The organism is Aggregatibacter sp., assembly GCF_057314075.1.
In genome coordinates, this window is sequence record NZ_DBHLAR010000011.1 from 75,954 (window position 1) to 88,285 (window position 12,332).

The 12,332-nt window shown below is 43.7% G+C and carries 11 protein-coding genes; 7 read left to right on the top strand and 4 right to left on the bottom strand.

Annotation, left to right across the window (positions count from 1 at the left end):
- Positions 1-2: 2 nt before the first annotated feature.
- The gene (gene murB / locus ACO5E4_RS07860) at positions 3-1,028 is read right to left on the bottom strand and encodes a UDP-N-acetylmuramate dehydrogenase (protein ID WP_485862645.1); all 1,026 of its coding nucleotides are present in this window, start codon (positions 1,026-1,028) and stop codon (positions 3-5) included.
- A 13-nt stretch (positions 1,029-1,041) separates the two neighbouring features.
- Positions 1,042-2,745, bottom strand: coding sequence for a nitrate/nitrite two-component system sensor histidine kinase NarQ (gene narQ, locus ACO5E4_RS07865; protein WP_485862646.1), 1,704 nt, complete (start codon positions 2,743-2,745; stop codon positions 1,042-1,044).
- A gap of 220 nt (positions 2,746-2,965) precedes the next feature.
- Here narQ and napF point away from each other — a divergent pair, with 220 nt between their 5' ends.
- The 7 genes from napF to ACO5E4_RS07900 are packed head-to-tail and all read left to right on the top strand — an operon-like array spanning position 2,966 to position 9,180.
- Entirely contained in the window at positions 2,966-3,496 is a 531-nt protein-coding gene (gene napF, locus ACO5E4_RS07870; protein ID WP_485862647.1) for a ferredoxin-type protein NapF, read from the top strand.
- Positions 3,489-3,773: a chaperone NapD gene (locus ACO5E4_RS07875; protein ID WP_209363500.1), complete on the top strand. Its 285-nt coding sequence runs from the start codon at positions 3,489-3,491 to the stop codon at positions 3,771-3,773. Before napF ends, ACO5E4_RS07875 begins: the two co-directional genes overlap by 8 nt.
- 31 nt (positions 3,774-3,804) lie before the next feature.
- The gene (gene napA, locus ACO5E4_RS07880) at positions 3,805-6,285 is read left to right on the top strand and encodes a nitrate reductase catalytic subunit NapA (protein ID WP_485862648.1); all 2,481 of its coding nucleotides are present in this window, start codon (positions 3,805-3,807) and stop codon (positions 6,283-6,285) included.
- Between the two features lie 46 nt (positions 6,286-6,331).
- A complete protein-coding gene (napG, locus tag ACO5E4_RS07885) occupies positions 6,332-7,165 on the top strand; it encodes a ferredoxin-type protein NapG (RefSeq protein ID WP_209363496.1) in 834 nt (277 codons plus the stop codon).
- The gene (napH, locus tag ACO5E4_RS07890) at positions 7,165-8,046 is read left to right on the top strand and encodes a quinol dehydrogenase ferredoxin subunit NapH (RefSeq protein ID WP_485862649.1); all 882 of its coding nucleotides are present in this window, start codon (positions 7,165-7,167) and stop codon (positions 8,044-8,046) included. Before napG ends, napH begins: the two co-directional genes overlap by 1 nt.
- Before the next feature lie 39 nt (positions 8,047-8,085).
- Positions 8,086-8,535 (top strand): nitrate reductase cytochrome c-type subunit, encoded by a 450-nt coding sequence (locus ACO5E4_RS07895; RefSeq protein ID WP_296025645.1) that lies wholly within the window; start codon positions 8,086-8,088, stop codon positions 8,533-8,535.
- A gap of 9 nt (positions 8,536-8,544) precedes the next feature.
- Positions 8,545-9,180 carry a NapC/NirT family cytochrome c gene (locus tag ACO5E4_RS07900; protein WP_021616331.1) on the top strand — a complete coding sequence of 212 codons (636 nt, stop codon included), beginning with the start codon at positions 8,545-8,547 and terminating at the stop codon, positions 9,178-9,180.
- An 88-nt stretch (positions 9,181-9,268) separates the two neighbouring features.
- Here the strand turns inward: ACO5E4_RS07900 and gss are convergent, their stop codons facing one another.
- Together gss and waaF are read right to left on the bottom strand one after the other, a co-directional pair.
- A complete protein-coding gene (gss, locus tag ACO5E4_RS07905; RefSeq protein ID WP_485862650.1) occupies positions 9,269-11,164 on the bottom strand; it encodes a bifunctional glutathionylspermidine amidase/synthase in 1,896 nt (631 codons plus the stop codon).
- A gap of 101 nt (positions 11,165-11,265) precedes the next feature.
- Positions 11,266-12,309, bottom strand: coding sequence for a lipopolysaccharide heptosyltransferase II (gene waaF, locus ACO5E4_RS07910; protein ID WP_485862651.1), 1,044 nt, complete (start codon positions 12,307-12,309; stop codon positions 11,266-11,268).
- Between the last annotated feature and the right edge of the window lie 23 nt (positions 12,310-12,332).

The following is a 12,332-nucleotide window of genomic DNA, read 5'->3' on the forward strand; positions in this document are numbered from 1 at the left end:
AATTAACTGATGGTTTGTTGACTATCCACTTCACCGTACTTGCCGATAAAACGTACTTCCGGTTGTAATTGGATGTCGAAGCGAAGCGCCACCAAATGATAAATGTGATGCGCCAATTCAACGACATCAGATGCGGTGGCATTGCCTTTGTTTATAAGAACCAAAGCTTGCTGTTGATGTACCGCTGCGCCGCCGATTTGGTAGCCTTTTAAGTTGCATTGGTCAATAAGCCAACCTGCGGCTAATTTTATGCTGCCGTCTGCTTGTGGGAAATGCGGAATTGTCGCGTATTCTTGTTGTAGACGCTCAAATTGTTGGGCGGAAACAACAGGATTTTTGAAGAAACTGCCGGCGTTACCAAATTGTTTCGGATCGGGCAATTTACTTTGGCGAATAGCACAAATTTCTGAAAAAATGCCGGCGGAACTGACCGCACTTTTATCTAGGTTTGCCAAGTTGCCGTATTTCAATACCGGTTTCCAATCTTTTGCCAGTTTTAATCCGACGGCTGTCACGACATAACCTTTTGCATATTTATGTTTGAATACACTTTCCCGATAACCAAATTCACATTCGATATTGGTTAAACGGAATTGCTCGCCGGAGGCTAAGTTTAATACCTCTACATAGTCGCACACATCTTTAAATTCGACGCCATAGGCACCGATATTTTGGATGGGGGCGGAACCGGCGCAACCCGGGATTAAGGCGAGATTTTCCAAGCCGTAAATGCCTTGTTCGATGCTCCATTGCACTAAATCGTGCCATACTTCGCCACCATTAACGTGTAAATAATGGAAATGTGGGTCTTCTTTGTGTTGAACGCCGAGTAGGCGGTTAATGAGTACGACACCGGCAAAATCCTCGACAAATAATACATTGCTACCTTGCCCTAAAAACAACACAGGCAGATTTTCTTGTTGGCACTCGTCCCATACTTGTTTCAGTTGCGGAATGGATGAGATTTCAATGATTTTTTCGGCATGCGCCGGAATAGCAAAGGTGTGGAAGGATTGTAAATTCTGCATAATTTCCTCTGAATTAAGATGATGCGTGCGCCAGCGTGACTTTTACTTCTGTGCCGCCACTTGCTTGATTGGTAATGGCGAGCTTGGCGTTGAGTTGTGCGCTACGCTCATGCATGATGTTAAGTCCGTAATGTCCATCTGGTTCTTCTAAACTTGGAATGCCGATACCGTTATCACGCACAATTAGCTCTTGTTCGCCATCTTCGTTGGTACGAGCGATGACTTCAATGAGTGTTGCTTGTGAGTGTTTAATGGCATTGAGTACCGCCTCGCGTACGATTTGCAAGGCATTGACTAATTGTTGAGCATTAAAACTTTGCGAGGGCAAAGAACAATCTACGCTCATTTGAATATCTGTTTGATTGCGTAAGGAATCAATCACTTGTTCTAACGCGAGTTTCAAATTGGCTTCCTGAATGGTTAAACGGAAAGTGGCTAACAGTTCGCGTAACTGGCTGTAACCATCACTCAAGGCTTGTTCAAACTGTTTAATGATCATCAAACTTTTTTGTTTAGAATCGGGTTCGTCTTTATTTAAGTTATGTTTAAGCAGTGTCAGTTGAATTTGTAAAAATGCCAAAACTTGTGCCAATGAATCATGTAATTCACGCGCAATAATAGAACGTTCCTCCATGAGCAATAACTGTTCTTGTTGACGTTGTGTGCGCTGGAAATACAAGGAGCGGCTTAGCATTTGCGCTAAGTTTTGCATGGTGCGTAAATCAGGGCAAGGAAGCCCAGCTTGCCAATACAACACCGCCAAGGTTTCTCCTTCAATCGTCACTTCTGTTTGTTGTAATTCTAAGTGGTCATTTTTCTCACCTAAGCAAATGTGCCAATGTGCCATATCCAATACATCTAGCTCCAGATAGCGCAAGTGTTCGCTGAGCATGATGTTTTGTAAGACTAATTGCAAAATTTTACTGTCAATTTTATTGGTTGTGACAAGTTGTGAACAATGATACAGCGTGCTTAAAGAGTGGTTAGTTTGTTGTAATTTTTGGGTTTTTTCGTTTACCGTCGCCTCCAAGCCAGAATATAACTTGCTTAAATCCGAGGCCATTTTGGTGAAAGTACGTGCCAAATGACCTAATTCATCTTCTTTCTTAAGATCTAAGGGAATATGGTTGAAATTTCCCATTTGTACTTGAATACTGGCGCGTGTTAGTTGCTCTAATGGCGTCACGACGGCTTTTCGAGTATACCAATTTACATAAGACACCATGGCGACGATGAGTAGCATAGAAAAAATAATGACAAATAATGCCCAAATCCATCTTTCTTCTGCTGAATGTTGTAAGGCAAACACGAATTGATCCACTTGCGCCACATAATTGGCAATGTTTTTTTTGTATTCTGAAAGGTCACCTTCTCGTGCTAGATATTCCATGCCTTCCCAGCGTTTAATCAAATTGTGATAGGCATCTTTTACTTCTTTTGAAGCGAAAGGATGATAATTAATTTCTAGCAGAGACTTTGAATGTAAGCTAATTCGGTATTGGCGTAGGCTTGTTTCCACCATTTGGGGAGTGTGTTCGATTTCATAGAGTAAGCGGTAACTCTGCATTCGTAAGGAACCGGACACATTAATTGCTTCTGCATAGGAACGATTACCTTCCATTAGTGTTAAACTAAATGCGCTGATAATGCCAACAAAGATTATAATTATAATGAGATAGTTAGCTATGCGGGTAGAAACAGAATGCTTGATTTTCACAATAAAAAACCTTGATGGAAAACGTGAAGCTAGTTTAACAAAAAGTGCGATCTTTTTTATAAGAGTTTTTTTATGGAGAATAAGGGCAAACCCAAAATGGAGTTTGATCTAAAACAAATTGAGAGTAGAAGATTAGGTAAATACTCATTTATGGTTATGTTAATTGGCGATGAAGGAATTAAGATTTAGGATCTAAAAATAGATTAGTAGGTAAAGACGAATGACAACGCCTGATGTTTCACGGCGCCATTTTTTACGTGGTTCTTTCTTGTCATCGTTACGGACAGAACAACAAAAAAAACACGGTTTTAATGGTATTCGACCACCTTGGAGCAAAGATAATCAAGTATTTATTCAGCATTGCACCCGTTGCGACGACTGTATTAAAGTGTGTGAAACACATATTTTAATTAAGGGTGAGGCTGGCTTTCCGCAAGTACAATTTAGCCAGGGTGAATGTACTTTTTGCCATAAATGCGTGGATGTTTGTAAGCAACCGATTTTTCGTTTAATAGATGAGAAACCTTGGGAACACAAGGTAGAAATCTCCTCTTTATGCTTAACGCAACAGAAAATTGAGTGTCGTAGCTGTCAAGATAACTGTCCAGTGAATGCCATTCAATTCCGCTTACAAGTTGGTGGCATAGCAAAGCCGATGGTAAACGTGGTGAACTGTAATGGGTGTGGTGCCTGTTTAAACAGTTGTCCAGTGAATGCAATAAAAATTATGTATCCTAACAATGATGAATAAAACTGAAATCTTATCAATGGAAGAAGCGAAAGACTGGCACGTTGTCGGTTTGGTGGTGCAAGGAAACCCCAAAAAAATACCGGCAATTCGTACCGCACTTTTAGCCATTCCACACACAGAAGTGCCAACTTTTGATGAAAAAATCGGCAAGATTGTTGCGGTAATGCAGTCTCACGATCAGCATATTTTGCTTAACAACATGGAATCTGTGAAAGATATTGACGGTGTTATTACCGTCTCGCTGATTTATCATCAACAAGATGAACAGCCTGAATAACTCAAAAATCATATAGTAGGGGGAAAACACTATGAATTTAAGTCGTAGAGACTTTATGAAAGCGAATGCTGCTATGGCTGCAGCAACCGCAGCCGGACTTGCAATTCCGGTGAAAAATGTAGAAGCCGCTGAAACCGAAATCAAATGGGATAAAGCGGTATGTCGTTTCTGTGGTACCGGTTGTGCTGTATTAGTGGGAACAAAAGACGGTCGCGTTGTGGCATCCCAAGGTGACCCGGATGCAGAAGTAAACCGTGGTTTAAACTGTATCAAAGGCTATTTCTTACCGAAAATCATGTACGGTAAAGACCGTCTAACCCAGCCAATGTTACGTATGAAAGACGGCAAATACGATAAAAACGGTGATTTCACACCGGTTAGCTGGGATGTCGCCTTTAAAACCATGGCAGAAAAATTCAAAGCGGCAATTAAAGAGCTTGGCCCTAATGGTGTTGGGATGTTTAGTTCCGGTCAAACCACCATTTTTGAAGGCTACGCAAAATCCAAACTTTGGAAAGCCGGTTTCCGCTCTAACAACATCGACCCAAATGCCCGTCACTGTATGGCATCTGCGGCGGTTGCATTCATGCGTACTTTCGGTATGGATGAACCGATGGGTTGTTATAACGACATCGAAAATGCCGAAGCTTTTGTGCTTTGGGGTTCCAACATGGCGGAAATGCACCCGATCTTATGGTCCCGTATTACTGACCGTCGCTTATCCAATCCGGATGTGAAAGTGGCGGTACTTTCCACCTATGAACACCGTAGTTTCGAATTAGCCGATTATGGTTTAATCTTCAAACCGCAAACGGACTTGGTTATTTTAAACTACATTATCAATTACTTAATTCAAAACGATGCCATTAACTGGGATTTCGTTAATAAACACACCAAATTTAAACGTGGTGAAACCGATATCGGTTATGGTTTACGTGATACTCACCCATTACAAAAAGCCGCTAAAAATCCAAACAGCGGTAAGATGTATGACAGTAACTTCGAAGAATTGAAAGCTTTAGTTTCTGAATACACCTTAGATAAAGCTCACGAAATGTCCGGTGTGCCAAAAGATGTATTGGAAGAGCTTGCGAAATTGTATGCGGATCCAAAACGTAAAGTGGTGTCTTATTGGACCATGGGCGCTAACCAACATACACGTGGTGTGTGGGTGAACCACTTAATTTATAACATTCACCTCTTAACCGGTAAAATTTCTATTCCGGGTTGCGGTCCGTTCTCCTTAACCGGTCAACCGTCCGCCTGTGGTACAGCGCGTGAGGTAGGTACCTTTATCCACCGTTTACCGGCAGACTTAGTGGTGACCAATCCAAAACACCGTGAAATTGCAGAAAAAATTTGGAAATTGCCTACAGGATTAATTACAGATGTGTTAGGTTTCCATGCCGTTGCGCAAAGCCGTGCATTAAAAGACGGCAAAATGCGTGTGTTATGGCAAATGTGTACCAATAATATGCAAGGTGGTCCAAACATTAACGAAGAGACCTTCCCGGGCTGGCGTAATCCGGACAACTTTATCGTGGTATCCGACCCATACCCAACCGTTTCTTGTTTAGCGGCTGACTTAATGCTTCCAACTGCTATGTGGGTAGAAAAAGAAGGGGCTTACGGTAATGCGGAACGTCGTACTCAATTCTGGCGTCAACAAGTGAAAGCACCGGGTGAAGCGAAGTCTGACGTATGGCAATTAGTGGAGTTCTCTAAATATTTCACCACCGATGAAATGTGGCCGGCAGAAATTTTAGAGAAAAATCCGGAATATAAAGGCAAAACTTTATATGAGGTATTATATCGCAACGGTAATGTTGATAAATTCCCATTAAGTGACCTTGCTGAAGGTCAATTAAACGATGAATCTTATCACTTCGGTTTCTATTTACATAAAGGCTTATTTGAAGAGTATGCTTCATTTGGTCGTGGTCATGGTCATGACTTAGCGCCGTTCGATATGTATCACAAGGCACGCGGCTTACGTTGGCCGGTTGTTGACGGTAAAGAAACCTTATGGCGTTACCGTGAAGGCTTTGACCCGTATGTGAAAGAAGGCGAAGGTGTGGCGTTCTACGGCTATCCGGATAAAAAAGCGATCATTCTTGCTGTACCTTATGAGCCACCTGCAGAATCACCGGATGAAGAATACGATTTATGGTTATGTACCGGTCGTGTGTTAGAGCACTGGCACACAGGAACAATGACCCGTCGTGTACCGGAATTGCACCGTGCTTTCCCAAATAACGTAGTTTGGATGCACCCGAACGATGCGCAAAAACGCGGATTACGTCATGGCGACAAGATTAAAATCGCTTCACGTCGTGGTGAAATGATTTCTTACTTAGATACCCGTGGTCGTAATAAAGTGCCGGAAGGCTTGGTTTACACCACTTTCTTTGATGCCGGTCAGTTAGCCAATAAGCTCACCTTAGATGCAACTGATCCGCTTTCCAAAGAAGCCGACTTCAAAAAATGTGCGGTGAAAGTGGAAAAAGCTTAATAAACAATGAAAAAAACGACCGCACTTCGGTGCGGTCATTAAGACAATGAAAAAACCGACTGTCACGCCTGAACGCCGAAAATTTCTCAAAGATGCAACCCGTACTGCGGGGGGGCTAGTGGGTCTTGGACTCTTATTAGGTTTACAACAAAAACAAAGCTTAGCCCGTGAGGGGGTGGCATTACGCCCACCATTTGCCATTGAGGATGATGAAAAGTTTGCTGCTGCCTGCATTCGTTGCGGTCAGTGTGTCCAAGCTTGTCCATACGATATGTTGCATTTGGCCTCCTTGCTTTCGCCAATGGAAGCCGGTACGCCGTACTTCATTGCGCGAGATAAGCCTTGTGAAATGTGTCCGGATATTCCTTGCGCGCATGCCTGTCCGAGTGGTGCTTTAGATCGTGATGCACAGGATATTAACCAATCCCGTATGGGACTTGCAGTCTTGTTGGATCATGAAACCTGCCTGAATTGGCAAGGGTTACGTTGCGATGTTTGCTATCGGGTTTGTCCGTTAATCGACAAAGCCATTACGTTAGAAAGTCATCGTAATGAGCGTACCGGAAAACACGCCATGTTTATTCCGACCGTACATTCAGATGCTTGTACCGGTTGTGGTAAATGTGAAGAGGCTTGCGTATTGGAAGAAGCCGCGATCAAAGTGCTTCCAATGTCCTTAGCGAAAGGTATGCTAGGCAAACATTACCGATTAGGTTGGGAAGAAAAATCTAAAGCTGGGCATTCACTTGCGCCAAATGATTTAATTTCCATGCCGACCCGACTACCGGACGGCGTCGCTCCACCGGCGGGAGCCATTCCTGCGGCAGGTGTAGAAGAGATTCCGGAACCTATTTTGGCACCGGTATTAGGAGGTAAGTAATGGCTAATGCACCAAAATTTGCCGGACGAGAAGCCAGAGAAAAGCTAGGGTGGTGGCACGCCAATCGTTTCTTATTTTGGCGACGTCTAACCCAATTAAGCATTTTGTTGATGTTTTTAAGTGGACCTTACTTCGGCGTTTGGATTTTAAAAGGCAATTATAGTGGAAGCTTGCTATTTGATGTGATTCCATTAAGCGATCCGTTAATTACCTTAGAAAGTCTTGCCAGCGGTCACTTACCGGGAATTCTCACACTCAGTGGCGCATTAATTATTTTTATCACCTATGCGTTACTGGGCAGCAAAGTATTCTGCGGTTGGGTTTGTCCGCTAAATGTCGTCACTGATTGTGCTGCTTGGATTCGCCGTAAGTTAGGCATTCGCCAAACGGCAAAAATTCCACGCAGTTTACGCTACGCCATCTTAGTGATGATTTTAGCCGGTAGTGCCGTCAGTGGCTTATTATTATGGGAATGGATCAATCCCGTTGCCGCCTTAGGAAGAGCCTTAATTTATGGCTTTGGTGCAACAGTGTGGTTAATTCTCGTTGTCTTCTTCTTTGATTTGTTCATTGTTGAACACGGATGGTGTGGACACCTCTGCCCAATCGGGGCAACTTATGGCGTTATCGGTGCAAAAAGCTTGCTTCGGGTCAAAGTCATTGACCGCGCAAGATGTGATAATTGCATGGACTGCTACAACGTTTGCCCTGAACCGCAAGTGTTACGTTCACCATTACACGGAAAAAATAGCGAAAGCCTCCTTGTGCTTTCACAAGATTGTATCAGTTGCGGACGTTGTATTGACGTTTGTCCTGAAAAAGTATTTACCTTTAGCCATAGGTTTAATAACGACATTCCTGTCGTCACATTAAACCAATAAAAATAAAAAAATTTCCATCATTCGGGGGAGTGATTAAAAATGACTAGAAAAAACCTCTTTACTTTTGGTAGTGCTGTATTGACGGCATTGTTTGCAACATCCGTCATGGCAGACCAAGCCAACACAGGTGCCGGCGACTTTTTCAATAATTCACCGGAGAGTGTCAAACCGGCATTCCACGATGCACCAAAACAAAGCGAATTGCCGGCATTAAACTATGTTAACCAACCACCAATGGTGCCACATAGTGTAAAAAACTACCAAATCACAAAAAATGTTAACCAATGCTTAAACTGCCACAGCGTTGAAGCCTCTCGTGTTACCGGTGCAACTCGTATCAGCCCGACACACTTTGCTGACCGCGATGGTAACATTGGCTCTAGCGCATCTCCACGTCGTTATTTCTGTTTGCAATGTCACGTATCTCAATCGGATGTTGAGCCAATCGTGCCAAACGAATTCAAACCAATGAAAGGTTACGGACAATAAGAGGTGACTATGTCAGACAAAAAAAGCAACATCCTCAAGAGATTCTGGCACTGGTTTAGATCGCCTAGCCGTATCGCAGTAGGAACTATCATTGTATTGTCATTTATCGGCGGTATTCTATCTTGGGTAGGATTCAACTATGGTTTAGCACAAACAAACACGGAAGAATTCTGCGCAAGTTGCCACACCAATGATGCTTATCCGGAATATTTGCACAGTGTACACTATCAAACCCGTACCGGTGTGGGCGCAAGCTGCCCGGATTGCCACGTTCCACATGAATTTGGCCCGAAAATGTGGCGAAAAGTGGTGGCGGCAAAAGAAGTGTATGCCCATTATATGGGCTTAACCGATACCCTTGAGAAATTTAACGCCCGTCGTCCGCACATGGCTGAAAATGAATGGGCACGGATGAAAGGCAACGATTCACAAGAATGTCGCAACTGCCACAAAATGGATCGTATGGACTTCTCCCAACAAAAAACCGTGGCACAAAAAATGCATAAATTTGCTCAAGAAAATGGTAAAACCTGTATTGATTGCCATAAAGGTATCGCGCATAACTTACCGGATATGAGCAAAGTGGCACCGGGCTGGTTACAAGGTGCAGAGGCTAAACCGGAAGCGTCAAAAGACAAAAAATAAATTGGCTAACTGAAAACATTACGTTTTCTTACCGCACTTTAAAAACAAATAGGCACCTTCAAGGTGCCTATTTTGATCTCTCTTAAATTTATTTTACTTTCTGTGCAAATGTTTTATCACTTAAGATGCGCAACGGCTGCATATCGCTATCGCCGACAATTACCCGAGTTGGGTCAGAACGTAAACAGCTCCCGGCATAATGTCCACCTACGGTAAAAGTGCATACCTGTACATATTGATCTTCTACTTTCGGTAAACACCAAAGTTGCTGGTAAATGTTTTCCTGTTTATCAAAACGGCCGTTTGTACTGTCTAACACGGTTTTACATTCGCCAATGAGTTTCACATTATCCCCACGACGACCGGCAATTGGTTTTTGTGCATAGCCATTTTTAATTAGTTCTGGTGTCAGTTCAAATCCCGCTTCCAACAAATAACGGTGATTTGGAAACAACGACCATAACACCGGCAAAATGGCTTTGTTACTTGGAATAGCTGTCCACAAAGGTTCATAAACCAGTACTTCCGGACGAAGTAACACGTCAATTAACCGCACTTTATCTTCCGGATAACCGGTGCGAATCGGCGGAGCAACTTCACGCCCTGTCGCATCTTCACGTAATTGTTCCAGCACGGTTTCCCACGCCCAGGTTTTCCATACGCTTTGGACACGCTGATTTTCATCGTCTAATAATTGTCCGCGCGTATCCCAGTGGAGGCCTTCCGTGCCGTGAATAATCTTCGTTTTAAAACCGGCTTGTGTCAGGGCATCACGCATAAACAAGGCATGATAATCTTCTTCAGCATCGTAATCCTGCATAATATGGACTAACGATGTCGCATGGCTGTGTTTCCATGTATCTGCCAACGCATTAAGTAAACCTTCGCTCGGATCCTGCCCCGCAGTGAGGCCGGCTTGTGTCGCCCAACGAGGCAAGATTGCGCCCGCTTCAGCATGACAAGAGGCGGAATCAGCATTGTATTCATACACTTTCAAACCGCGCTCATCGAGACAGAAATCTAATCGTCCACTGATGGTTTGATAACGACGATTTTGCCAAGATAACCGCAGGCGAGGCCAAAGCAGTTTTGGGATGTTGAAATATTGCAATAAGCTATCGTCTTTGAGTACTTTGTCGGTAGCGTGCAAATACATGAGATGCAATTCATTTGTGGCGCGAATCAGTTCATGTTGTGCGCTTTCGGAAAGCGCAAAATAACGATATTGATCACCATGATTCACTCGATGTCCTTGCATTGCTTGAATATAAGCCGCCTCTAACGGTTTTTTTTCATCCAGCCAGTTTGCTGAAAATTGCCCTTGATTCTCAATGTGTTCCGCATAAATGTTGAGTTTATTCGGTTCGGGCATAGGTTGTGGCAGGCTGAATTCCTCGTTGTCCGTTTGAATCATCCAACCGAGAATTTCTGTATCCTCGAAAGTATCCTGTAAGCGATAACCATCCTCTGTTACCATCATTGGCAATTCACGGGTCCATTGTTGACCGCTCGGCAGGCGAGAATGAATCACATTTTGTTCTGCGATACGGACTTTGTCTGCCAGTACCTCGGTGATAATCGCCACATGACCGGTGTGTTTGAACTCGCCCCCTTCTTGCCAAATCAGCAACGCGCCACATTCCGGCGCTCGCTTGCCACCATTGGCAAAGGCTTGTAGCGGTAACAATGCGTCATTCACCACTTGGCGTAGAAAACGCAGGGAAAAAATTTCGTACGCCATGCCCACATCAGTGAAGACCATGCCGTAATTGAGATAAAGATAGCGACGGGCGAATTCCACACATTGCCACTTATAGCCCATGTATTCGCCACCCAGGTAGCTACGAAAAGCGGCGTCGTCAGGGTATTCCTGCGAATCTGCCGTATTATAGTCTGAAGAATAAATGGCAACGCCGCCGGGCGCATAACCCAACAAGCTGCCGAAAGGATCATATGTTGTGATATTAGGAGAACGATCCGGCATAACAACTCCGAAAGAGTAAATTAAAGCCGTAGTATAGATCTTTTACTTTTTATCCCCCAACGAATTTATCAAAAAAATCACCGCACTTTGGCGGTGATTAACTATTTATTCAGTAATGCGGTGAGTTTTTCAAATACGCTTTGTGGCGTAATATCGATCAAACTTTGATGATATCCTTCTGCGCTGTCGGTGCTTTTACGCACTTTTATCAAATCACCTTCAATTAAACGGATGATTTCAGCTTTATCGGATAATGGCGGTGTGTAAGTTGGGCTGGTTGGGCCGTAAAGCGCCACTAACGGGCGAGCTGTGGCTGCCGCGATATGCATTAAACCACTGTCGTTACTCACGATCGCCGTGCAGTGAGCAATTAAATCTACCGCCTGATTCAGATTGGTTTGTCCCGCTACATTTAAACAAAACGGTTGCAACTCGGCAGGCAATGCATTGCGAATTTGTTCGCCGGCTTCTACGTCTTTCGGTGAACCAAACAATTCCACAGCATAGCCTTTTTCAATCAACATTTTGGCCAGTTTAGCGTAATGATAATGCGGCCAACGTTTTGCCGGGCCAAATTCAGCGCCCGGACAAAAACCAATAATCGGACGATTGCCTAAAAGTGCGGTCTGTTTTTCAAATGTTTTTAAGGTTTCTGCCTGTTGGGTTGGCTCAACGGTTAAGTAAGGTTTTAAAACGGGAATATCTGCTGCCTTCGGCACCGCATCTTTTTCAAACGCCAATGCCACATAACGTTGTACCATCATCGGGTAATCCCGTTTGTTGTTACGTAAGTCATTGAGTAAAAAATAACGACTTTCCCCTTTCCAACCACGACGCACAGCAATTTTCGCAAATAAAGGGATAAACGCGGATTTTAAAGAATTCGGCAACACAATCGCCATGTTGTATTGATGTCGTAATGCTTTACCTAAATGATAACGTTCACACAGCGCAAATTTGCCGTGTCCGAGCGGCATTTCAATGGCGTTACGCACTTCCGGCATGCGTGCCAGCAACGGCTTGCACCAATTCGGTGCCATCACATCAATTTGGCAATTTGGATATTGAAGTTTTAATTGTTGGTACAAACTGTGCGACATCATCATATCGCCGACCCAAGAGGGGCCGATAATTAGGATATTCATGCTTTGCCTTATGCTAAAAGTGC